20 protein-coding genes and 1 pseudogene are annotated in these 23,140 nt (G+C 40.4%); 14 read left to right on the top strand and 7 right to left on the bottom strand.

The features are described 5' to 3' along the window. Positions 1-8 precede the first annotated feature (8 nt). Both U2718_RS28160 and U2718_RS28155 read right to left on the bottom strand, forming a co-directional pair. On the bottom strand, positions 9-1,073 hold the full coding sequence (locus U2718_RS28160; RefSeq protein WP_341993515.1) for a DUF6765 family protein: 1,065 nt from the start codon (positions 1,071-1,073) through the stop codon (positions 9-11). Positions 1,074-1,236: 163 nt separating this feature from the next. Then, complete coding sequence (locus U2718_RS28155) at positions 1,237-3,561, bottom strand: GMC family oxidoreductase (RefSeq protein WP_341993514.1); 2,325 nt, start codon at positions 3,559-3,561, stop codon at positions 1,237-1,239. Positions 3,562-4,572: 1,011 nt separating this feature from the next. Between U2718_RS28155 and U2718_RS28150 the strand changes: the two genes are divergently transcribed. From U2718_RS28150 to U2718_RS28130, 5 genes are all read left to right on the top strand, one after another. Then, complete coding sequence (locus U2718_RS28150; RefSeq protein WP_341993512.1) at positions 4,573-4,821, top strand: hypothetical protein; 249 nt, start codon at positions 4,573-4,575, stop codon at positions 4,819-4,821. A gap of 146 nt (positions 4,822-4,967) precedes the next feature. Continuing rightward, positions 4,968-5,195 (top strand): hypothetical protein, encoded by a 228-nt coding sequence (locus U2718_RS28145; RefSeq protein WP_341993511.1) that lies wholly within the window; start codon positions 4,968-4,970, stop codon positions 5,193-5,195. Between the two features lie 477 nt (positions 5,196-5,672). Beyond that, positions 5,673-6,752 (top strand): hypothetical protein, encoded by a 1,080-nt coding sequence (locus U2718_RS28140; protein ID WP_341993510.1) that lies wholly within the window; start codon positions 5,673-5,675, stop codon positions 6,750-6,752. Between the two features lie 51 nt (positions 6,753-6,803). Then, positions 6,804-7,652, top strand: coding sequence for a hypothetical protein (locus U2718_RS28135; protein ID WP_341993509.1), 849 nt, complete (start codon positions 6,804-6,806; stop codon positions 7,650-7,652). Further along, a complete protein-coding gene (locus U2718_RS28130; protein WP_341993508.1) occupies positions 7,653-8,522 on the top strand; it encodes an aminotransferase class IV in 870 nt (289 codons plus the stop codon). 28 nt (positions 8,523-8,550) lie between these two features. Here the strand turns inward: U2718_RS28130 and U2718_RS28125 are convergent, their stop codons facing one another. From U2718_RS28125 to U2718_RS28110, 4 genes are all read right to left on the bottom strand, one after another. Then, positions 8,551-9,057 carry a gamma-glutamylcyclotransferase family protein gene (locus U2718_RS28125; RefSeq protein WP_341993605.1) on the bottom strand — a complete coding sequence of 169 codons (507 nt, stop codon included), beginning with the start codon at positions 9,055-9,057 and terminating at the stop codon, positions 8,551-8,553. 295 nt (positions 9,058-9,352) lie between these two features. Beyond that, positions 9,353-10,633 carry an ABC transporter substrate-binding protein gene (locus U2718_RS28120; protein WP_341993507.1) on the bottom strand — a complete coding sequence of 427 codons (1,281 nt, stop codon included), beginning with the start codon at positions 10,631-10,633 and terminating at the stop codon, positions 9,353-9,355. 401 nt (positions 10,634-11,034) lie between these two features. Then, on the bottom strand, positions 11,035-11,883 hold the full coding sequence (locus tag U2718_RS28115) for a thermonuclease family protein (protein ID WP_341993506.1): 849 nt from the start codon (positions 11,881-11,883) through the stop codon (positions 11,035-11,037). A gap of 228 nt (positions 11,884-12,111) precedes the next feature. Continuing rightward, positions 12,112-13,593: a dihydroorotase gene (locus tag U2718_RS28110; RefSeq protein WP_341993505.1), complete on the bottom strand. Its 1,482-nt coding sequence runs from the start codon at positions 13,591-13,593 to the stop codon at positions 12,112-12,114. Positions 13,594-13,996: 403 nt separating this feature from the next. Here U2718_RS28110 and U2718_RS28105 point away from each other — a divergent pair, with 403 nt between their 5' ends. From U2718_RS28105 to U2718_RS28090, 4 genes and pseudogenes are all read left to right on the top strand, one after another. Beyond that, positions 13,997-14,878, top strand: a complete 882-nt coding sequence (locus U2718_RS28105; RefSeq protein WP_341993603.1) for an oxaloacetate decarboxylase — start codon at positions 13,997-13,999, stop codon at positions 14,876-14,878. A 405-nt stretch (positions 14,879-15,283) separates the two neighbouring features. After that, positions 15,284-15,595 carry a type II toxin-antitoxin system HicB family antitoxin gene (locus U2718_RS28100; protein ID WP_341993504.1) on the top strand — a complete coding sequence of 104 codons (312 nt, stop codon included), beginning with the start codon at positions 15,284-15,286 and terminating at the stop codon, positions 15,593-15,595. Further along, positions 15,592-16,020, top strand: a complete 429-nt coding sequence (locus U2718_RS28095; protein WP_341993503.1) for a type II toxin-antitoxin system VapC family toxin — start codon at positions 15,592-15,594, stop codon at positions 16,018-16,020. Before U2718_RS28100 ends, U2718_RS28095 begins: the two co-directional genes overlap by 4 nt. 72 nt (positions 16,021-16,092) lie before the next feature. After that, positions 16,093-16,254, top strand: a pseudogene (locus U2718_RS28090) (carboxyvinyl-carboxyphosphonate phosphorylmutase); the annotation flags it as partial. Positions 16,255-16,261: 7 nt separating this feature from the next. Here U2718_RS28090 and U2718_RS28085 read toward each other — a convergent pair. Continuing rightward, positions 16,262-16,408 (bottom strand): hypothetical protein, encoded by a 147-nt coding sequence (locus U2718_RS28085; protein WP_341993502.1) that lies wholly within the window; start codon positions 16,406-16,408, stop codon positions 16,262-16,264. Positions 16,409-16,575: 167 nt separating this feature from the next. Here U2718_RS28085 and U2718_RS28080 point away from each other — a divergent pair, with 167 nt between their 5' ends. The 5 genes from U2718_RS28080 to U2718_RS28060 all read left to right on the top strand — a co-directional run bounded on the left by U2718_RS28080 (position 16,576) and on the right by U2718_RS28060 (position 22,131). Further along, the gene (locus U2718_RS28080) at positions 16,576-17,769 is read left to right on the top strand and encodes an AbrB family transcriptional regulator (RefSeq protein WP_341993501.1); all 1,194 of its coding nucleotides are present in this window, start codon (positions 16,576-16,578) and stop codon (positions 17,767-17,769) included. A gap of 3 nt (positions 17,770-17,772) precedes the next feature. Continuing rightward, a complete protein-coding gene (locus tag U2718_RS28075) occupies positions 17,773-18,393 on the top strand; it encodes a hypothetical protein (protein WP_341993500.1) in 621 nt (206 codons plus the stop codon). A 521-nt stretch (positions 18,394-18,914) separates the two neighbouring features. After that, positions 18,915-19,883, top strand: a complete 969-nt coding sequence (locus U2718_RS28070; RefSeq protein WP_341993499.1) for an SDR family oxidoreductase — start codon at positions 18,915-18,917, stop codon at positions 19,881-19,883. Positions 19,884-19,910: 27 nt separating this feature from the next. Beyond that, positions 19,911-20,714, top strand: a complete 804-nt coding sequence (locus tag U2718_RS28065; protein WP_341993498.1) for an alpha/beta hydrolase — start codon at positions 19,911-19,913, stop codon at positions 20,712-20,714. Further along, complete coding sequence (locus tag U2718_RS28060) at positions 20,695-22,131, top strand: hypothetical protein (RefSeq protein WP_341993497.1); 1,437 nt, start codon at positions 20,695-20,697, stop codon at positions 22,129-22,131. Before U2718_RS28065 ends, U2718_RS28060 begins: the two co-directional genes overlap by 20 nt. Positions 22,132-23,140: the final 1,009 nt, after the last annotated feature.

Raw genomic sequence — 23,140 nt, 5'->3', positions numbered from 1 at the left:
AACCACTATCAAGCAACACAGATGCCATATTTGGGTAATAGGTCGTGGCTGATGTAGAAGTGATGGGCTTGCAAAGCGTCGTGAAATAATTTCCAATCACTGGCTAAAAAGGTGGGATGATAGGAAAATACTTCGTTTCCCCGGTCAATAGTTTCTTCAGTACCAAGGGCTAGAAATTTCCATGAATTTTTGCCTTTGGGGATATAGGTAACAATTTCTTTGCCAAAACTAAACTTACCCTCAGCGATCGCCTGCAACCACTTTTGGTGTCTTAAACTACCGCTATTCTCTGTGATTTTTCTTAGCAAGAGAGCGATCGCAGTCCGATCCGGTTCTGGCAATCCTGTGACAGTGGCATTGGGATCGCCTGCTAGGTAACGCTGCATAGCTTTACACATTTGATCGGCCGCTTCTAAAAAGTCTTTGGGATTGTCTCTGACGATTTTTTCGCCCCGTCCGTTGGTGTAACCCCAGCGTAAAAAAGGCTTGTCGGGATGGCTGAGAACTGCCCCATGTCCCAGAGGTAAAGCTTCACTGACAAAGTAATTTGTGAGGCGATCCATGAGACTGCGATCGGGTTTGCCATATTCGTCCACTAAGTTTCTAGCTTCGTTAACTCGATGGTTAACACCAGCGAATCCTTGATGCGCCCATGTATCAACATAGACATGCATTGTGATACCGAGGCGATGCAGAGCATAGGGAGTGTCTTGACGGAGGATACACTCTCTGACCATTTCTTGAGCGACATAGCTGTTGGGGCGACAAATCAGCTTGTCAATAAATTTATCTAGAGGATCTGCTGTTGCTGGTAGCCCATCGTTACCTGGCAGAAAATGAAAGGGAATCCAGACGAGGTTATTTGCCAATTCCCGAAAGTTGCGGTAGTCGAGCATTTTGTGGGCGGAACTGATGCGGCTAAATAATGCCCCATTATCAAAACGAATCACCCCGGCATTAGTGGCATCATCTACGTATTGAGCACAATAAGCGATAATACTAGCAGCTTGATGTTCAAATCCAGCCAGTCGGGCAGTGACGTAAGTAACACCATGATGAAAGTCAATTTGCATATTTAGTCATTGGTGATTGGTCATTTGTCATTGGTGATTGGGCATTTGTTAATGGTTAGTGGTTAGTTGTTCTCTCCTTATCTCCCCATCTCCCCTACTCCCCTGCTCCCCTGCTCCCCTGCTTTGTTGTCCCCGCGTCCCCGCGTCTTTCTCTCCCTATCGCTCAGACGTAGACTTCAGATAGCGTGCCAACAAAGAAACGACTAAAGCGATCGAGGGCTTGCATTTGTTGCCAGCGATTTTCAGCATTTGTGACTTTGATTGTAGTCATTTGCTTGATAAAGTCTGTGGGATGGATTTTGAGAATGCCCTTACCCAAGACGGGACTGTTGCTGCTGTCACCTGCATAAACGGTGATGTAAAGAGTGGTGGTGTCAGACCAAACATCTAAGCCCAGATCGTCGTGAATTTCCTTAAAGCCCTCAAAGTAGTAAATTTCTCCTGTTTCCGCAGTCATCTGCATCCGGTAACGCATTTGTCGTGTCTGGGGCTGGTCTTTTTCTAGTACAAATAGATTGAACTCGCCGTTGGTAACTGTGAGTGGCTCTGGAGAAATAACGGGCGCTGTTACCGTACCAACTATATTGGCTGGATGGTTAGGATCGTTAAGGAGCACCTCCAAATCGTCTGAAATTACGGTTAAGGTAAATTGTAGGGGTGTGCCGTCTTTTTTACCTTGCTGTGCCGCCTTTTGATAGTCGTCTTGAATTTGCGTTGAAAAGAAGCCGCGCATAGTTTCGGTGAACTGAATGCCTAGTTTGCCTGGAGTAGCTGGGGTTACTGGCACTGAAGACAAGTCGTAGTTAATTGTCCAACCCCTATCTTTGGCAATAAGGACACAGCAGCGCTCGGCAATAGCAGAAATTGTTAGTAATGGATTTACTCCTAGCGTACGGGGAATGACTGAACCATCGGCAACGTAGAGATTTTTGTAGACATCTGTGCCGTGCTGTGTGGAAAATACTTGTCCTTTGTGATTAACTACACCATATTCGGCATCCTCTGCCATGATACAGCCACCTAAAGGATGGACGGTAATCAGATCGTGTCCAAAAACATTAGTCCAGATCGGGTTGGGAATTTGTGTACCGCCTAAGGGGCGAGTTGCTTCTTCTAGGCGATTGTTCACTCGTTGAAAGATGGATTGTTTGCCGACACCTTCCCATTTGATCTGAAGACGATCGCTTTCTAGATACATGCGTCCAGCGGCATCATCATGAGTCATGACTAAGTATGTCTGGGTATTGCGAACTGCGCCCGTATAAGCACCTTGAGCTAAACTTTGTGCTTCTCTGAATTTTTCTTTAATGCGATCGCCTATGCCACAGTCAGTGTCTTTGCCTAGTATTTGGGCAGCCGCGGCAAAGGTTTGCGGTAGGATGGGAGCCAGCCCTCCGGGAATTGAGCCTTCTTCAATCACCATGCCGTTATCCAGTACAGGCTGCTCGCGCATATCAATAATACCTGTAATGCAAGGGCCGACAGGTTCTTGTTGCTCTGGGAGACGTTCGCCAAAACCAACGCCGTTAATTGTTTGCTCGGTGTTGTAACCAAATGCCAGCACATCTCCATTGCCAGTAAAGTTGTGTCCTACTTTTTCGGATAAGGACAAACTAGCTGCTTGAGAACGCAATAAAATTTCTGTAGAACCCAAAGTGCCTGCCGCTAAAATCACAAGATCGGCACTGACAAACATTGTTGGAGCGTCAAACTTTTCTTGCCCAGCATTCTGTAATTGGTAGTGAACCAGCCAGCGATCGCCTTCCCGTTCCAGATACCGCACGCTTACTTGGGTGTAAATCTCCGCTCCGTGATTCTTTGCATCGGGTAAATAATTCATCAATACGGTATTTTTTGCCTGATGATTGCAACCAGATACACAGTCACCGCAGAGGTTACAAGCTTTTTGTTCTACACCTACGTGATTGACTTTATCTTCAAAAGTAACGTTGATGGGTGGTCGATAAAACTTTTCGTTTAGGTATTTAGAGGATTTTTCTAATGCCTGTAATTTTCGTAGCTTTGGCAAATTTTCTGGATAGGGAGTTGGTTTGAGCATCTCTTCGGCACGACGATATCCCTCTACTAATAGAGTATCTAAATCGTCACGCAAACCCTTCGGCCAGCGCGGATCTGTAAAAACGCGAGGTTCCGCTCGCAACGATACGTTAGCGTTAACTAAGGATGTACCACCCAAACCGCAACCAACAAATACATTGATATCCTTATCTATATGAAAATCATACAAACCCGTGCGTGAACCAACATGCTTACCACCAGGTAAGTCTAGTTGCATTTCTGCTAAGGCTTCTTTGGTGTTGTTGGGGTATTCACCGGGCTTAAATTCTTTACCCCGCTCTAGTACGCATACCTGTTGTCCGGCACGAGATAGGCGTGATGCAGCGATCGCGCCCCCATATCCAGAACCTATAACAACAACTGTATAGTGATTTTTAATGTTCTCAATCGGACTTGATAAGCGAACCATGCTATCTTTTCCTTGTAATAATAGAAATTAGCTAATGCACCCCAGCCAATGCAGAACAATTAATACAGTCCATCGAACCAAAGCTGAGATATTGAGATATCGCTGGGTTAATTGTGTACTTCAACAACAAAAGAAGTAATTCTGTAAAATTTACAAATTTTGATGGTTTCAAGTGAATGCATCCAGGTTGATGCAAAGTTGTATTCAATCAAGAATAACAATAGAAGACAACACGGCTTGATGATTTTCTCTGGAACCTCTTAGTAGCTAATTCGACTTAATCTCATCATGATTAGCCCTCGCCTACAAGTAAAATGATTACTCTAAAGAGATGGACTAGTTAAACAAATACTAAGTTGTTTAAAGGGTTAGATTTAGGCTAATAGCAGGTTTAATTAGAATTTCGAGAGCTAGTATAACTGTAAGCAATTATACGAGTGTAAATTTTAACTATTTTTTACGAAAGTAGTGACATTATTAGCACAGGCAAGTGTATTCAGGGAAAACTCTTGATTTCCAATGAGAGCGTATGCTGTTCCTATGGTCTTAATTAATGAATAGCATTTCTGCAAGTCTTTATTCTTTATTACCTACTCACTCTTGCATCTTGACGATATGGAGACTGAGGAAATGCAAAGCCAAGAAGAGTTTTCAAGATAGAATTCATCGACTTCTCAAAGCAGTCGGGGAACTTATTTTATGAGAATTCTCCTCTGATTTTTATGAATAATTTGACCAAAGTTCATAAATAAAGTTCAGAAAACAATAAATTCTTTTTTAAAAAATATTTTTACTCATATTTTATTTAATGATGAGTATTATGAATTGACATATCTATGTAATTTATATCTATTATATAAACAACTTACAAAAATCAAATGATTTACATAACCAATACTATACTAGGCATCTACAAGAAAAATCAGTAAATTTTTGATGAATAATCAATATCTAATCAGTGATTGTTAAATCACTATCATTTTTATCAATATCAGAACATGAGGTAGCAAAATGAGAATTATCTTTCATGTCATTATCAAAGTTTTTCCCAATTATAGTAGTCGTCGTGGTAGTAAATTTGTAAATGGAGTTGCTACTATAATTAGCGCCCTCGCTAGCTTACTAATTACAAGCTATCAGGTGGATTTTTTACCTTACCATCTAGAAAATATCCACTTAAATGACCAAAAAAATCCTACCTGTCCATTAGTAAAAACAATACCTATTGAGGCTCCTACACAATCACCACTTAATTATTAATAACCAAGCTCTTGATGAAAATATTAATGATTGAAATCCTCAGCGAATTTAAATAATGATTCGCAACTCAGAGCAGGAGAAAGAAATTTATAAGTGTGGGATGAGGAGTTTCAAGGTAATTAACTATCAATTTCAAGTGCAGAACAATGAAAACCAATCAGGACAGTCGTCTATTTAAGTTTGCTTTTAACTCTCTCAAATATTTTTTATTAGCATTAATAGGACTTGCGATCGCTTATGTTATCTCAGCCTGTTTTGGCGCATTAAATATTGCTGTTATGTTACTGCCGATAGTCATAGATTTTGTTGTACGAGTGGGCATTATCCTATTTTGTGCGATCGCAATCACCATCATCATTGAATCTGTGCGCTAAATACAGTAAAGTCCCGCCATTATTTTCTTGGATTAGGCACGTAGAAATTTGACCAAAATATCTCATAATTCTTGCTGTATGCCTTTGGCTGACTAATTCTCAACCAAAGGCTGCTTAATCACAGCTGAAATTGTTTACAACAGAACAGGTTTGAAAACTTAGATCTTGTACCTCGCCCCTCAAACGCCTGGTAAAGTACCCTACGCAAAGCGTCTACCAGGCTTATAGTTCAAGTCTGTTAAATCTGACTGAAAACCTTACTCAGTCTACTTTAGTAGACTTTAGCTTCTCGCGGTTAAATTTATTTCTTGGCGGTTGAGAGCTTAAAGGCAAGATATTTAAAAAAGTTAAGAAAAAATAACCTATGCTAAATATAAAACTAAGTATTTGTAGTGATTACTGTCAGGGCTTCTTTTTAGTAGCACATTGGCAAAGTATAAATTTTTTACTTTCTTGACTTCAAGAAACTCATAGATTATGGAGATTGAAGAAGCATTACGGTTTATAGATGAATTGCTTACACCAATAGAAGAGCGTCTATCTGAGCCTCAAAGGATAGTCTTTGTAGCTGCTTGGCATGGGCAGAAATATGGGGAGTTTGTGGTTCCTGGTTACGCTCCTGGATACATAGAGCGAACAGTTGCTCCCGAACTGTGGAATCTGCTGACAAGGATAATAGGAGAAAAAGTTACCAAAAAGAATCTACGAAGTGTAATAGAGCAGACATGGTTGCAGCATTCACAGCCAGAAGGCAATCAAACGCAAGAAAATTCCACATTGATAGAGAATTACTCTGAAGAAGATGCGATCGCCCCAGGGTTTGATTTTTGTCCAGCCCACATTTTATTTCATCAACATTATCAAGAAACCTTTACAATTGAATCTTCAAGTAATTCAGACCTTTGCTATATTTTCATAAACACCAGGCACTTCAAAAATTGTAAAGCTAGGCTTTTAAGAACTATCTTGCAATATAAATCGGATGAACTTTTCAGCGAATCTGTTCAAGAAGCCGTTGTTTGGTCTTTGCTTGGCAACGCCGAATTACTAGTCACATTTAGAGCTACGGAGAGTATAATTAATAGTTTTAATCAGTCTCTGCACGAAGAACTTTCTGGAATATTAGATGAGCCTCATGATGGTAGCCACTATGGTATTTTTTTGATTAAAATCAGTGATGAATATTCACGAATTCATACTCACGCATCTTTTCCATCACAAGAAGATATTTTTCAGCCAGGAAAACGTCTTTATCAAAAAGAGTTTCCCTATGAAGAGCTTCGTAGTGTAAAAGCCTTTATTAAGTTACGTTTTGTTGGAGATGGTACAATCAGCGACAGATTAATTGCCAATATTAGTACACATATTCGAGAATTTAAAGATGTTTTAGAAGGTTATTCTGTTTCTATTGATAGACGATATATAATTATCGAAGTTCATATGCCTTGTGGTCGTCTATTTCGCCTAAATCAATTATCAAAACTTCTGGAAAACGTTTTAAATAATAATCTTCTTAAAGAGACTTATCTTGCCTATGACCTAAATTACCACATTTAGCATAGATAAATTATAGTAGATGTTGGATTATAAGTAAAATCAAGAAAAATCATGAAAAAGCAACATTTATTCAAACCCAAGATTGTTAAATTCGATGCAATAAAATCATCAGCAGATTCTGTTTCCATATCTCAGTTACCTGCTCTTGGCGATCGCAAGTTTATAACTATACAACTGCAAGCTAATACATTGCTTGAAAAGGCAATAGGATGGACAGATGAACAAGTTGCCAAAACAGCAATATTACTACTTGTACTTGATGGTTCGCTTGTCACTCCAAAAATGAAATTAGAACGAGGTTCGCTGGCTAGTCTATCTAAAATTAATCAAGTATTTGCTAGTCAAGAAGGATGCACGTTAGCATTAATTACTTGGTCATTAAAAGATTCAACAATTCCAGAGCATATTTTATACCACTGTCCGCAGTTAGTGTGGTATGACAAGTATGAAGCTTGGGTAGGAAAATTAAATTTTGAAGTATACGGTAGTGACTTTCTCTTTCCTTGGAATGGATACGCAATTAATATACCACCAGAAGAAAATCAACAAGAAAAAAAAGCGTGTTTACATATACATCAAAGACTAAAAAACTTAATTTTTATTCAAGGTTCATCAGCAGCTACTGTAGGTTACTTAGTTGTTGAAGATGATGGACATTATATTGCTTGGCCTGTGCGTAGTGGCGATATTATTCTTGTGCAACCAGGTGTTAAGCATAATTTGGTATCAGCTAGTAATGGTCAACCTTTACAGTTTTTTGTCTTTAATGACACTCCTTCAGATTATCAAGAACCAGAGACATCTGATTATCATGTTTTAGACTGCATTCCTTGGCATAAAGTTACAATTGCATCACGCCCTCATTTGGAATCCCTTATGGCAAATGTAGGAGTCGTTTAGATGCTATTTGAGGCTACACAAATTGCTTGGTATAATGGGCGTTTAGTTGAGCGCGAACAAGCTGCACCATCCATTGCTAGCCACTCTCTTCATTTAGGCATTGGAGTTTTTGATGGAATGATGGCTTATTGGAATCGCGATCGCTACTACGTTCACCAAATTGATGCACATTTAGAACGTTTTCGCATCGGTTCCCAAAAAATGGATCTAGGATTTTCTTGGTCTTGTCATGAGTTAAAACTAGGTATAGAGGAACTTTTAAGTCAGCTTCCCCCAACTGATTATTATATTCGACCTATTGTCTACCGTTCATGTCCTCAAATCAATGTCACAGGAAGCGATCGCATGGCTGTTGATGTGGCAATTTTTGGGGTTATTGCTCCACGTGATCTTGACACACCTCTTTCTTGCCACATTTCCCCCTATGAACGCGTATCCAGCCTTGCAATTCCCGTCACTTGGAAAATCTGTGGTTCTTACGTCAACAGTTACCTAGCCCGACGTGCAGCAGAGAAAGCTGGATTTAATGATGGTATTATGCTGGATCAAAAAGGTCGAATTACAGAAGCATCGGCTGCAAATCTTTTTCTGTTGAATCAAGAAACAATTGTCACACCTGCGCTCACTCCAGAAATTTTCCCTGGAATAACGCGATTCACCTTGCTTGATATTGCTAAGTCTTTAGGCATAGAAGTAGTAGAGCGTGATGTATATCCTGAGGAATTGGAAAATTTTGAGGGAGCTTTTTTAGCTTCTACTTTAATGGAATTAAAACCATTAGAAAGGATAGATTGGTATAAATATAATTCCTCAAGTCATCCTTTATATCGTTGCCTTTTAAAAGAATTTAGAGAAATCACACATCAATAACTTTATTAATTTTTTTGTTAAAGCTTAATTATTTTATATGTAAAAATGTACCCAATTTTTGAACAGCTTGAATGTAATCTGCGGGCAAACCACAAACCGAAGCTCCATTAATAATATGTTCTAAATAGTCAACTGTCGGTAGTAATCCCTCTGTAATCCATTGAGGTTGAGCAACATAAGTATAAGCCTCAATTCTAGAGGTATTATCTAAGTTTACTTTGACTTCAACACGTTTATAAAGTATAGGATGCCCTTCATATTTATCTAACTCAAATAAATCTATTTCGTCAAGTTGAATAATAATTCCTCTGACTTGTCGTGTAGGATGGGGAACTATATTTGCTCCTACTCTCTGTTGTTCTGCAAACATATTAAAACGCAATTCATATCCTGACAAGGAAGCAAGCTGATAGCTACCATCCCAGTTCCGAATCCGTGATCGCAAACGCATTGGATTTAGATTTGAACCATACGAAAAGACATTATGTAATTTTTTCTTTGTAATTTTTTGTTCACCTTTATGAATTGATTGCATATTCATATTTCAACAACCAGCAAGTATATATTTTGTCAAAAGTAGAAATATTTTGCATACTCAGTAGGTAGACATAATTAAATGTAAGATTAGAGTTTTATTCATAGTAAGCGATTTATCGCTCTTAATAGAGGTTTTGAGGGCTAGAGCCGCAGACTACGAACTTTAATTTAATTTAGTCATTCTACTTAGAATATGCAATAAATATTGTACGACCATTTATATTTATAGAATTGCTACAAATAATACTTATTAATTTTATTTTTGTAAAAAAATATATTTACACAATGAACTGCTATTTAAATGCCTGAAGATTTTCAGGAGTTATCTGCTCAACAACCTCAATACTTCCATCACCCACAACAGTCCAGATATCATAGTTACCAGTGACATCTCCTTGAGAGTCAAAATCAACATTACTCCCAGCTCCTTCATAATTAATCTTCTTACCTTGTCGAATCAGATCTAATGCTTGACAAACATCACTAACTTTTTCTCCGGGAGGGTTAGTAACTGTTCGTATATGTTCTTTGATATTTTCACCAGAGGTAGATTTAGCTGATTCTGCTGCTAAAACTAAAGCAGTCGTAGCATCCCAAGTATTAGGATCGTATATACTTGGTTCTTGACCATTGTAGGCTTTTTTATAAATCTCTCTAAATTTTGAGAATGCTGGGCCTTTTGCACTAGGTGCTGTACCAGTAATATTAGCAGTCGGCAAAATTAATTTTCCATCATGACTTTTTCCTACTAGTTGAGATAAATTAGCATCCTTCAATCCATCAGATAAAATTAATGGAGTTTTTGCTAACAATCCGCGTTCATAAATAGAACGTAATACGAGGCTACCTGTTTGGGAATAATCTATCAAGAGTACAGCATCTGGATTACCTTGAAAGGAATTTAATACTTCGGTGTTGAATGTAATTGCATTGGATGGATAAAAAGCAAGATTATTTTTATTTACTATCTGTCCTCCTAAAGCTTTAAAAGCTGGTATAAAAGCATTAACTAAACCTCTTCCATAATCATTATTAACAGCTAAAATAGAAACTTTTTTATATCCTTTTGTTTGAGCTATGTGAGCAATTACTGGCCCTTGAAAAGTATCTGGAGGAGCTGTACGAAACCAAAAGCCTTTGAAATCTCCCTTCTTTGCTCGTTCTGTAAAGCTAGGGCTAGTGCTAGAAGGAGAAATCATCACTATTTGATTTCTCACAGCAATATTTACTGCTGCCGCAGATGTAGCACTTCCAGCGCCTCCTACCACACCAGAAACTTTATCTAAATAAGCTAGTTTAGACATAGCCTCGGCTCCTACTTGTGGTTTTGATTGATCGTCAACCGAAATTAAGGTGACTGGCTTCCCCATTACTCCACCACAAGCATTAACAGTTTTGATTAAGAGATTGGCAGTTTTTTGCATAGGTATACCATATGCAGAAATCTCTCCTGTTAAAGGTAAAAGTGTACCAATTTTGAGCGAATTACTAACAGATGAATTAGCTCTGAATTCACAAGAAGTACTTAGTAGTAGTAGCACCAATAGACTAAAGCGAATGTGGAAGAATCTCATCCTCTTAGCGTGCATATATTTACTAAAATATTTGTTAAACTTTGCCTGGTGTTTTACCAAGTGTTAAATGCATTATTTCTGTTACATTTCAATATCGCTTAAAACTAACTAGCAATCAATTCATAAACTTCATCATATTTATTTTTGAAATTCAGGAATACCTCAGACTGTGCGATCGCTCTTGCTGCTATTGAGATCCCCGACTTTTTCAAAAAAGTCGGGGATCTATAACCTCTCACAATTTGCGTGGCGGACTACTATTCATCTCAGATTACAGACTGAGCATTACCTTGGATATCTGCCCGTCTGATTTGAAACGTCGCAGTCTTGAGCAGGGATTTCCATAGCTCCGCACCAAGTTAGCCCCTAGTATTCTGCCAAGGAGCCGTGGTAAAGACTGCTTATGCAAAGATAGAGGACATAGCGATACTAGCAGCCAGACGTTCTAAACGAACATCCGACTCAAACACCATTTCCTCAGGTTTATACAGCATTTTGATGTTATTCCCATCCACTTGTAGTGCCGTGGAAAACTTAATCCAACGTTGATCGGGAATGGTAAAAAGCCGATCTTTTCCTCTCGATAGCTCTCGAATAAACGCCTCAAGTCCTTTATTGCGATTAGATCGACGTTGATAAAACGATTGCAGCCGCCGCCAAAGTTTTGGAAAGATAGGTGGTAATGCTGAGAGATCCGGAGGGACATCTACTTCAAATCCATCCGTTGAGCGATCGCTAGACCAAATTTCTCGATTTGCTGCTCGTGCCTCTTCAGTTGCAGCTACCATCTCATCGCGCAACTCTTTATAAAGAGTATCATAAAACATCGGGTAGGCATGCCCTTCTTGGAGCAAATTGTAGTTGATGCTTTGACGCAGCAAGTCGGCTTGAAGTTCATCCCCCCTTCCGGTATTGTCCCAATCTGGTGGATCGCCAGTAAAGACAAAGCAAACAGGACGTCCATTGCCGTCAGCATGGCTGGATAAAATATATCCAGGTAATCCGGATTGCTCACCCCCAAGTAACTCTATATTCCGTTTGGTAGCGTTTGAGGAAAAGGGTTGAATCGCTGCTTTTTCAAGAGCATCGATACCTTCGTAGCGCAGCTGAACTTGTCCACCACTTTTGAATTCAATTCGCCCCTCTAACTTATCAAACAATGTATCATCCTCTGCCTGAAACCGAACTGAATCTCCATCGGGAACCCCGCTGGTTGGTTCAAAAGTCCCTCTAATCAGCAAAAACGGCATAATCTTGTCCTTAGTGTTGAAAAGTTCAATAGGTCAACTAGGGATACAATCACGATGTATGTAATTTAGTGCAACATTGGCTGAAATATTTTAAATTTCTATCAATACTTAGCCTGGGCTTCCCTGAGCAGATATATCTATACAGGTGGGTTTAATTGCTGAGTAAAAATTTTGTAGCCATATAGATGCTTGATACCTGTAAGCGATCGCTAATACCTAGACTTAAATTTATACCCTGCGAACATTTCTTTTCAAATACTGTCCAGTCGGTGAACCAACTACCTCTCCCTTGTCGTAGATTAAATGACCGCGCAAAAATGTATGCTTGACTCTACCAGTTAACTCAGCACCTTCAAAAGGTGTATATCCTTGTTGAGACTGAGATTCACTAGCACGCACCACAAAGCTTTCATTTGGATCTAAAAGCACCAAGTCAGCATCATAGCCAACAGCAATATCGCCTTTCTCAAAAAGTCCAAAGCGCTGGGCAGGATTCCAAGATAATAATTCTGCCATGTGATTGTAACTCATGCCGCGCTTGCTACCTTCGCTAAAGACACCGGAAAGCAAATATTCTGTACCACCAAACCCAGATTTTGCCAGCCAAATATTATTCGGTTCTAAAGCACTTCTTTTTTGTTCTGCCGAACAACAAGCGTGATCGCTGACAATCCAATCTACCTGGCGATTTAGCACTGCTTGCCATACGAATTCTACATCGGCACGCGGACGAATCGGCGGATTGACTTTTGCCCAAGTGCCATTGGGAATATCCACATCTAAAAGCAAATGCCCGACGGTTACTTCTCGGCGAAAGTTGATGTGAGGAAAAGCCGCCTGCATAGTTAAAGCTGCTTCCATCGCTTTGCGAGAACTTAGGTGCAGCAAATTGATATTGGCGCAATTTGTTTCGTGTGCCAAATAAGAAGCAATGCAGATTGCCAAGCCTTCAGAATGAGGCGGGCGGGCTGCGCTGTAAGCGTGTAAGCCAGTGAGAGTATTTTCTTGCTGAACAATTTTGGTATAGGCGTTAAGAATTTCCGCAACTTCACAATGCAAACTCAAGCTAATGCTGTCTCGCTTTTCTGGGTGTTCTTCCATTAAGCGAGTCAAACCACGCATGATGAATTCAAAATGTGCAAAGTCGTAACGTTCTTCTTTATTAATCATCAAAAACAGGTTTTGTTGATCTGACAAACCATGCAGCCCATAACCACCGTAGAACATGAAGATTTTGAATGAGGAGACTCCATACTCTGCAAATAGCATAGCCATCTCGTCAATATGCTGGCTGGCAATAGGTGCAATGTGATAGCTGTAATCAACATAAAAATTATCTTTAGATAGAGCTAAAACCTCTGGAAAAAAATCTCGATAGGAACCGCCTTTGTTCAAGTAATACTGACCTGTGCGAATGTAATTTAAGCTAGTGGTAACACCTCCCATTGCTGCTGCTTTACTTTCGCTCACTGCATCCTGTGCTAGAGGTTGGTAAATACCAATATGCATATGAGCATCGACAATACCAGGAAAACCCAATAAATTCTTAGCATCAAAGACTTCTTTAGTTTGTTCTGGACTGATTTGAGGTGCTATTTGGGCAAACTTGCCATTTTTAATGCCAATATCGAGTGTTTCCATCGAAATTTGGTTGGGACGCACTACTCGAACATTTTTTATGACTTTATCTAGTAGAGAATTTTCAGACATAATGCACCTCAATTAACAGTAAAGCAGAAATAATTTTTATCTGTAACGAACCACAAAGTATACAACGAGATTATTTCATGAATCATTTAGGGTTGTTATAAAAGCTGATGAGATTATTTCATTTATAAACACAATAAAAATAATTTATTTTTATTACAAAAAAGTTGAAACTTATTGCAAAATCTAAAGTTTAAATTTTCAGAGATGATATCAATACCGATAATATTATTGCTACAAGCTGATACCCTTGTGAAGCGATCGCCTGCTCAGGCGGTGTGATTACCTTTAACAAGAAGCATTAAACTGGTGAAATATCGATTTTCAAAGTTAAAGTTATAGTTTGCAAAGCACTCCCATGTTATGCTGAGTCAGCAAACTTTAGATGCCGTCAAGTTTTGAGTATATGCCATCAGGCGTTGAGCAAACTTCTGGACAAAAACTGCGACAGTTGCTTGCACGTCCGGAAATTCTTGTAATTCCTGGAGTTTACGACTGTCTGGGAGCCAAGCTAGTGGAACAACTAGGCTTTGATGTTGTTGCTACCAGTGGCTTTGGTATAGCTGCTTCTACGCTCGGTTTACCAGATTATGGTTTTCTGACTGTCACAGAAATGCTATACACTGTCGGGCGAATTGCTCAGTCAGTAAGCATTCCGTTGATTGCCGATCTAGATACTGGCTACGGTAATGCCTTGAACGTGATTCGTACAGTTAAAGATGCCGTACAGTTAGGTGTAGCAGGAGTGATTTTGGAAGACCAAGAATGGCCGAAAAAATGCGGTCATTTCGAGGGGAAACGAGTCATTTCGATGGCAGAACACGCCGGAAAAATTCGGGCGGCAGCACAGGCAAGAGGTGATAGCGGTTTGGTGATTATTGCCCGCACTGATGCTCGTGCTCAACTAGGTTTAGAAGAAGCAATTCGACGTGGCAGCGCTTACATTGAAGCTGGGGCAGATGCACTGTTTGTGGAAGCACCCCAAGCTGTTGAGGAACTGCAAGCAATAGCCTCAGCCTTCCCAAATGTGTCACTAATTGCAAACATTGTCGAAGGCGGCAAAACTCCTCAGATTTCTGCATCCGAGTTACAGCAGTTGGGTTTTAAGATAGTGTTTTTTCCAGTCACTGCCCTTTTAGCAGTAACACAGACTATGACTGCTTGCTTGCGACACATTAAAGAACAGGGAACTACAGCTAATTTACAAGATTTGGTTAAGTTTAAAGATTTTCAAGAACTGATGGGCGTTCCCAAATATCTGCAAATGGAGAAGCAGTTTGGTGGTTAGGAATTGGTTATGTGGGCGATCGCAAGGAATAATTTTGCTTGCCGTTGCGGAGCTTTTGTTAATATTGCAGTGAGCACTTTCTTCGGGGGTAAGATTGGCGAAGAGAGAAGAAGCGGCTAGGGTTAAGGGGTTTTGAGGAGATATTTTTCGAGATCATCTAGCACTTTGTTTGCAACGTAGTTATTGTATCCATGCCAAATTGATCCATATTTTAAATGCAATGTAACGCACCCTACAAGAACCGCGATCACACTGAACGTTGAATCTATTGAATCTTGGAATTAGGTAGGTTTGAGTAAGTTTCTGAGAGCAGAATACAAGTAGTTACATCAGTATAAATATAAACTATGAGGTCTCAATCCATTTGTTTTAAAATAAATAATAATATATGTAAAAAAATTAATTATGCAGTATCAGGTTCTTGTTCAAAGTTATTCAGAGAATAAATTTATTGCTTCTGTGGTTGGTATTCCTAATAGCACAGTTGAAGGTGGTACAAGAGAAGAAGCAATAGCGCTTGCCAAAGCTGCCTTGGAGTCCCAACTGGCATCGGGTGAGTTAGTTACAATCGAGGTGGGTAAAGAACACTCACAGCAACAAACAGACCCTTGGCTCAAGCATATGGGTATTTTTGCATCAGACCCAACATTTGACGATTTTTTGGCAGAAGTTGCAGCTTATCGTCAGCAGGTTTCAGAAGAAGAAGTCTTTGAATGACTTGCTACATAATGGATACAGACCATCTCAGTCTCTACGAGCGCGCTCACTCTAAAGTGTGCGCTCGCGTTGTTAGGACGCGGCAACACTCATCTGACACACTGTATACAACAGTTGTGAGTCTTGAGGAGCAGTATGCTGGACGTATAGCTCAAATTCGTAAAGCTACTACACCTCAAGCATTGGTTGGGGCATATGATAAATTAAAGGAAATCTTCGTTTTGTTTTCGGATTTAGACATTTTAGAGTACGACCTCAAAGCAGATGAATATTTTAGAGAATTTAGAAAAACAGGAATTCGTATTGGTACTTTAGATTTACGAATCGCTGCAATCACTCTCGTTCATGGCGGTATTTTATTAAGTAGAAATTTGAAGGACTTTGAGAAAGTACCAGGGCTAACTATTCAAGATTGGTCAGCATAGCTCAATATATATTGGTAGCATACAGATAGTGCGTTACATTTTATTAACGCACCCTACAAGATCCGCGATCGCACTGCTGTTTTGGCAGTAACACAGACTATGACTGCTTGGTTGCGGCACATTAAAGAACAGGGAACTACAGCTAATTTACAAGATTTAGTTAAGTTTAAAGATTTTCAAGAACTGATGGGCGTTCCCAAATATCTGCAAATGGAGAAGCAGTTTGGTGGTTAGGAATTGGTTATGTGGGCGATCGCATTGCTAGAGTTACGGTGGGATAAAATGAGAGTTTCCAGTCTTCCCCTTTGAACAGCAATTTCTGGACATCAGAACCATACTGCCCATCCTCCACAAAAAACTGCTCTAGCGATTCTGGATCAATCTCCACATTTACGACAATTAAATGTACGCCAGCGTGGTGCTTGTCCGTCTAATTAGTTCTAATTCCCGCATCTATCTGTGCAAAAATCACAAATCCTACCAAAGTTACTGCATCTGTGATGCGATCGCGCTAGCTTGGTTACATAGCAAAATAACTTTACAAAGCGCCTGCTAATGAATCAAAGCTTAAGCGTTGCTCCTACTATAAGTAAGGACAGCACAACAGAAAATCTTGTTGTTACTAAGCAACAGCAATTTCTCAAGCAACTAGTAGTCCTTGCGTTAGAACTGCTTTTAGCTTTACCTTTAGGTTTAGCTCTCTCCCGCTTTAATGTTGGGGGAATTGCCTGGATTTTCGGTGGTATTGCCTCCGGTGCAGCGATACTGCAAACTTGTCGGGTTTTTTACAACCATTCCCCTAAACCGAATCGAACTGCCAGAAAAATCGGCATGGCGCTTGTTGGCTTAAATGTTGGCTTTTCCATTGCTCACGGTAATTTAGCTGGTGCTGCGTTTGGTATTCCTGTTTTTGTTTTTCTTACCTTATTCTTACTTTTGTGTGGTAGTCTGATTGGCTACATTTACTCTCGTTTAAGCAATACTAATTTGTTGACAGCGATGCTGGCTACAGTTCCCGGAGGTGTGGGGCCGATGTCAGCGATCGCCGCCGATTACAATCGAAATGTGTCCCTTGTGTCATTAGTTCAAGCGCTTCGCGTCACTTGCGTAGTATTTCTGATTCCGTTATTTATTAAGACATTTTACTCTGGTAATTTAATTTATCCACAACCACGCTTGATTACAGGTGCATTGCTCAGTCTCGATGCATCTGGGATTGAATTACTCTTGTTGGCACTGCTGTTGTGCGGATTAGGAGTTTATTTGGCTGTATTGTGCAAAATTCCTGCTGGCGATTTTTTTGGAGCATTACTGGTTGGAATTGCATTTAATCCTTTGCTGAATTGCTTGCATCTAGTTGGTGATGTTAATTTTATTCCTCCTCCTCTAGTAAATTTACTAGGTCAAATGCTTTTGGGAATTACCATTGGTGAGTATTGGGGTGAAAAACCCGTTTTAGAGAAACGGACTATAGGATATGCCTTAATGTCTGTGGCGATGACTCTCGCAACAGGGGCGATCGCTGCTATTCTTGCTATGCAACTAACATCTTGGGATTGGTTAACCTGTCTTTTAGTAACAGCACCAGGAGGCTCTGCCGAGATGATCCTAGTGGCTCTGGCATTAAATCATAATGTAGAAGTTGTCACGGCAAGTCATTTAGTGCGGCTCATTGCTATTAACAGTTCCTTGCCGATTTGGCTATTTCTATTTCGTCATCTTGACAATCAAACAGAGGAATTATTGTAAATTATGAGCCGCCCTCGTATAATCCAGCCCAGTCAAAGTTATACATTCAGCAAATATTTTGAGCTACCGTTTTCTCCAGAAGATATTCTGGCAGAGCTTGGCTGTTCTCATCAACGCGAACGCTTACATTTACCAAAATCAGAGTTTAACTTCAATCGGATTGAAGAATTACAACGAATAATTGAACGCAATTTGTTGCATGTCAAGCTACTTAATGAAGATGCACGTAAACAAGCAATTATTGCACCCATATTGCTAGAAGTTTGTGAAATTACCCAAGCTCAATTGAACATCGAGTACTCAATTAGTGTTAGCGATCAACTCAAAGGAAACTTGGATTACTACATTGATAAAGGGAAAGGAAAAGGATTATTGGTAGTTGAAGCTAAACAAGCAGATTTAAGTAGAGGTTTTACACAATTAGCTGTCGAATTAATTGCGCTAGATAAATGGATAAATTCAGATTCACCCGTTCTTTATGGAGCAGTAACTACTGGTGAAGATTGGCGATTTGCTATATATTATCGTCAAATTAAACAGATAAATGAAGATATAAAATTATATCGTGTACCAGAAGAATTAGCCGAACTGGTTAATATTTTAGTAAGTATATTAAACTCTTAATTTTAAGAGGCTGGGTATTGAATAACACTTGAAAAAGCAGTACCTTACTCATACACCTCAGTAATTGAGCTTAGATTTTAAATAATTTAGGGTAGACGACTTAATTTGCTTCAATCTACATGATTTAGAACCATACTATTTAGTCACTCAAGCGATTAATTTAAATTAGTTAATTTTTCCTCTATCCTAAGATAGAAATACGTGAAGGACAGAAACCGTGAAGGATATAACTCCTACTTATTAAAGAAGTCGGAGTTCTAAGTCCCTTTATTCCCTATTATCAATTCAGGATTGGCATATAAATAATTTTCAACCAAAAAACGGAAAAATTGCTTTAAAAACAAAAGGAATCAATAAAGGTTTTGAGAAGTTAAGCTGAAAATTATCAACAAGCTTTTAATGCTTGAAAAAAGCATTTTCACTCGCTAGGAAGAGGAAATTTGATTGCAGACAAACTTTCCATTAAAAGTGGACATTCACTCTTAACAAGCGCGATCGCCACCAAATAAGGAGTCAGTCATATGCCACGAGCAATCAAAGATTCAGTCATCGTGATTACGGGTGCGTCAAGCGGAATTGGGCGTGCCACAGCGCTGGAGTTTGCCAAACAACGCGCAACGTTACTGCTGGCAGCTCGGCGCGAAGCTGCTTTGCAAGAAGTTGCCCAGGAGTGCGATCGCTTGGGCGGACAAGCTCTAGCTGTGCCAACCGATGTGACAATTGAATCAGATGTGCAATCACTGGCACGCCGTGCAATTGAAAATTTTGGTCGCTTGGATGTGTGGGTAAACAATGCTGCCGTCAGTTTGTTTGCTCGGTTTGAGCAAGTGCCGATGGAGTCTTTTCGACGGGTAATCGATACTAATTTATTTGGTTATATTCACGGTGCGCGTGCAGCTCTACCTTATTTCCGCGAACAGGGAAGCGGTAACTTAATTAATGTTTCCTCGATTGTAGCCATAACCGGTCAGCCATACACTAGCCCTTATACTATTAGTAAATATGCGATTCGCGGCCTTTCCGATTCCCTCCGCATGGAGTTGTACCTAGACAACGCACCTGATATTCATGTCTGCACTGTGTTGCCAGCCTCCATAGATACACCTATATTTCAACACGCAGCTAACTATACCGGTCGCAAAACCAAAGCACTCAGCCCCGTATATCCTGCTAAAGATGTGGCTGATGCGATCGTTGGATTGGTGGAAAAACCGCAACGCGAAATCATTGTCGGACAAGCTGGTTATCTTCTCGCCCTAGAAAAAACCGTAGCACCCGATTTAGAAGAGCGGATGATGGCACGGCAAGTCGATGAGGATCATTTCCAAGACTACAAACCAGCCACACCAACAGATGGCAATTTGTTTGAGCCAATGCAAGATTACACAGGTATCAGTGGCAATTGGCTGGGTACTGGCGGTATCACAACGCAAGATGTTTGGGACTTGGCAAGACGGGCTGCAAAGGTACTAGGTATACCGATTTACTAAGCATAGTTAATTGTTAATGGCTAAAATATGAACCTACGCAAAGGAAGATTGGAGAGCCAGTACACAAATGTTGACGGTTTGTGGATGCATTCACGCGTATCAGTGGATGTACTTTACCAGAATGCTCCTGTGGTGATTTTGGTGCATGGGGTGGTGGTTTCCAGCCGTTATATGATTCCTACTGCCGAGTTGCTGGCTCCCTATTATCGTGTCTATGCACCAGATTTTCCTGGTTATGGTGAAAGTGACAAGCCAAAGCACGTATTAGAATTGCCGGAGTTGGCAGACACTTTATGTCGATGGATGGATGCGGTGGAAATTGAGCGGGCAACAATGCTCGGTAACTCCTTTGGCTGTCAAATTATTGCAGAGTTTGCCGTGCGCCATAGCGATCGCCTTGAGCGAGCGGTGTTGCAGGGGCCGACAATTGATCGACACGCACGCAATTTACCGCAACAACTCTGGCGTTTTATGCTCAACGCCCCTTTGGAAGATCCTTCTCAAACCCCCATTCAAATTTATGATTATTGGCTGGCTGGCTTGCCACGCTTTGCTCGTACTGTTCAGATGGCGCTAACAGATCCCATCGAAACCAAACTTCCTTATGTGCGCGTGCCTACCCTCGTCGTACGCGGTAAAGAAGATCCGGTTGTGTCTCAAGAGTGGGCTGAGGAAGTCGTCAATCTCTTACCAGATGCTCGACTAGTTGTAATTCCGGGCGGAGGACATACCCTCAATTACAGTAAACCCCTGGAACTATCTCGTGTGACAAGAGCGTTTATCGACGCTACAGAACAAAAGGAGAAGTTTAATGCAAACACCCTTGTTTAATCGGAATGTGGCTTCTTTGGCTGCCAAGTTTAGGATTGCACCGCCTTATATTGCTAATTTTGATTCCGGTTCAGCTATGCTGCGTGCCACTGCTGCTTATCTGCGTGGAGAAGATTTTCCTGGCATGGGTACAACACCACCCGCCGCAGAACCGATCGCAACTTTGATTAACAAGCTCCCCCAACAAGTTCAAGAATTCATCTACACACTGGGCAGTGCAGGTGAGGCAATTCTTCCCCAACAGTTATCAGGTGTAAGTGCCGAGGTAGTTTCTCAGTGGATGGTGAGCGAGTATCCCCAGCGCCAATATCCAGCAGTTGCAATTGGTTCTGCCAGTGGTGCGCTTGTTCACCTGAGTGCGGCATTGGATATGCCTTGGCTGCCGCAAACCTTTATGATCCCGGTTTTGCATCCGGAGTTGAATCCAGATAATCCCAAAGAGGCGATGGAGTGGGGCAGGCAAGTAGCAAAGCCTCTCCTTGATGCTAACCCAGACTTGGTATTGCATCATATGTACGATCCCAACCAAGATCGTTTGACTTTGCGGGGCATGGATTATTTCCGCGTCAAGCGCCTGCGCCTTGGTGAAACTTACAAGCGGTTTTTACAAGATTGTCTGCCCAGAGGTGGCACTATTTTTATTGTCGAGTGTCAGCGCACCTGGCCGACGACGCAAGTTAGCGATCGCCACATTTTCCAGTTTGGGGCGCTGGGTGGCGCGACACCGGAAGAATTTATGCACGGTAGCGATCGCGTGCCAGAATACTTGGAGCGTTACAACGTACCCAAGCAGCAGTGGAATCCGCCTACACCCGATGGTGATCGCCCTGAAGCCGAATGGGGATTTGAGCCTAGCTTGCGCAATGATATAGAAAATTTTGCTCGCGATCGCGGCTATCAAATCCGGCGGATTGTCTTTCAAGAACCAGAGCATCTCAGTCCTTTTGTAGCTGAACTTTATCGCCACTGGTACAAACAGCGCGGTATGCTTGCCAACCGTTTGCTGGTGGAATCATTTATTCTTCTAGAACCAATGTGGGCTTTGCGTACTGGTTCCGTGCCATTTTGGATGAAGTTTAATATGCAGCCTTCGCTAGAGTGGATTGAAAATTATTTGGAAAACACCGATCCCTACGATGAAATTTACATGATCCTTTTCTCCCACGGGGTAGATGCGGTAGGTTTACCTAGCATTGAATCATGGCGTCAGGTTTTCAGGCGAGCTCGCAAACGTGGTGAGTTTATTGGCGTGGAAGAGGATAAATTCCCCAGGAATTTTGCTACGCTAATTCGCTATTACACCGATTTACAACGAGTTATTCCATCACGCTACCCGCTCCCTGGTTCGTTAACTTTAGAGCAACTAGATCAGTTTGTTCAAGAAACGGGCGATCGCTTCCTGGTAAATTGGGAGTGATAGTGGTTCGGTGCGCAAAGATTGGCAGATTGGGGACGAGGTGTTGCGTTAAGGAGCTAGTGCGGGGGTTCCTCATGTTGCAGCACCTGCCTTGGCTCTGCCGACTTTGTAGAAGTTTGGAGAACAGCTTCTTCACCGCGTCTGCCTTAATAAGTCTTTAAGCAGACGTGATATGAATTGCGGTATCGAAAAGTTTATGGTACTGCTAGCTCTTTAAAATCTTCCAGCTCTAAATTGAGATTGGAACATTTACAAGTAGCATCATTGTGCAATTTATACAGTTTCTTGCACCATAAGTCAAAATCGGTAGCAGTAGTGATCGCTAATACACCCTATCCAAGACGGATAAGTTAAATCATTATTGCAATTGTGAAGGGCTAATGTCTGCTTGTACAGCCTCTTGCAAGCCTACTTCTAACTTCTAAAATTTTGATATTTAGAAGCAATAGTGGTGTTCTAGCTTCAGTTAAATTTAAAATTTAATTCGTTGAATTTTACTCAACACGAAAACTCTTTACTTATTTCTTGATTCTAGAGTATTCATTCTGTTAATGATACTACCATACCAGAAAATCAATTATTTTTTATAGAGTGCTGTAGAAATAACTTCATACAATCTTTATAAAAATTCCCATGATTTTTTTATGACTTAGACGGTAAAAGTTTTATCCCTGAAGACTTTTGACAATAATTTATATTTAATATAACAATAGTTTATTTTTTAGATTTCAAAAAGAATATTTACTAATTTTCAATTGTATATAATACAACAACTATCTAGCAATATCTTTTGAAAAATTATCTCACATTAATTATAAGCTTTTTTAAACTAGTCAATTATGAGTAAATCAACTTCTATTACTGTATTGCACTCAACCAGAAAAGACTAGATCTAGCTACTGAAAAAAACTGAAATTTATATAGTTCAATATTAATAACTCACATTTACCTAATCCAACTCGAAAAACACATAAGAGTTTAGCTATCTCTACCTTTTGTGATTTGTAAT

The sequence above is a fragment of the Chlorogloeopsis sp. ULAP02 genome (assembly GCF_038404745.2).
In the GTDB taxonomy this organism is placed as follows: domain Bacteria; phylum Cyanobacteriota; class Cyanobacteriia; order Cyanobacteriales; family Nostocaceae; genus Chlorogloeopsis.
The sequence above is the reverse complement of the archived record's forward strand: the minus strand, read 5'-3'. Positions and strand labels throughout refer to the sequence as shown.

Excerpts from the sequence above, each read along its gene's own strand:
- U2718_RS28160 (WP_341993515.1), bottom strand. The coding sequence starts at position 1,073 with ATGCAAATTGACTTTCATCATGGTGTTACTTACGTCACTGCCCGACTG.
- U2718_RS28155 (WP_341993514.1), bottom strand. The coding sequence starts at position 3,561 with ATGGTTCGCTTATCAAGTCCGATTGAGAACATTAAAAATCACTATACA.
- U2718_RS28150 (WP_341993512.1), top strand. The coding sequence starts at position 4,573 with ATGAGAATTATCTTTCATGTCATTATCAAAGTTTTTCCCAATTATAGT.
- U2718_RS28145 (WP_341993511.1), top strand. The coding sequence starts at position 4,968 with ATGAAAACCAATCAGGACAGTCGTCTATTTAAGTTTGCTTTTAACTCT.
- U2718_RS28140 (WP_341993510.1), top strand. The coding sequence starts at position 5,673 with ATGGAGATTGAAGAAGCATTACGGTTTATAGATGAATTGCTTACACCA.
- U2718_RS28135 (WP_341993509.1), top strand. The coding sequence starts at position 6,804 with ATGAAAAAGCAACATTTATTCAAACCCAAGATTGTTAAATTCGATGCA.
- U2718_RS28130 (WP_341993508.1), top strand. The coding sequence starts at position 7,653 with ATGCTATTTGAGGCTACACAAATTGCTTGGTATAATGGGCGTTTAGTT.
- U2718_RS28125 (WP_341993605.1), bottom strand. The coding sequence starts at position 9,057 with ATGCAATCAATTCATAAAGGTGAACAAAAAATTACAAAGAAAAAATTA.
- U2718_RS28120 (WP_341993507.1), bottom strand. The coding sequence starts at position 10,633 with ATGAGATTCTTCCACATTCGCTTTAGTCTATTGGTGCTACTACTACTA.
- U2718_RS28115 (WP_341993506.1), bottom strand. The coding sequence starts at position 11,883 with ATGCCGTTTTTGCTGATTAGAGGGACTTTTGAACCAACCAGCGGGGTT.
- U2718_RS28110 (WP_341993505.1), bottom strand. The coding sequence starts at position 13,593 with ATGTCTGAAAATTCTCTACTAGATAAAGTCATAAAAAATGTTCGAGTA.
- U2718_RS28105 (WP_341993603.1), top strand. The coding sequence starts at position 13,997 with ATGCCATCAGGCGTTGAGCAAACTTCTGGACAAAAACTGCGACAGTTG.
- U2718_RS28100 (WP_341993504.1), top strand. The coding sequence starts at position 15,284 with ATGCAGTATCAGGTTCTTGTTCAAAGTTATTCAGAGAATAAATTTATT.
- U2718_RS28095 (WP_341993503.1), top strand. The coding sequence starts at position 15,592 with ATGACTTGCTACATAATGGATACAGACCATCTCAGTCTCTACGAGCGC.
- U2718_RS28080 (WP_341993501.1), top strand. The coding sequence starts at position 16,576 with ATGAATCAAAGCTTAAGCGTTGCTCCTACTATAAGTAAGGACAGCACA.
- U2718_RS28075 (WP_341993500.1), top strand. The coding sequence starts at position 17,773 with ATGAGCCGCCCTCGTATAATCCAGCCCAGTCAAAGTTATACATTCAGC.
- U2718_RS28070 (WP_341993499.1), top strand. The coding sequence starts at position 18,915 with ATGCCACGAGCAATCAAAGATTCAGTCATCGTGATTACGGGTGCGTCA.
- U2718_RS28065 (WP_341993498.1), top strand. The coding sequence starts at position 19,911 with ATGAACCTACGCAAAGGAAGATTGGAGAGCCAGTACACAAATGTTGAC.
- U2718_RS28060 (WP_341993497.1), top strand. The coding sequence starts at position 20,695 with ATGCAAACACCCTTGTTTAATCGGAATGTGGCTTCTTTGGCTGCCAAG.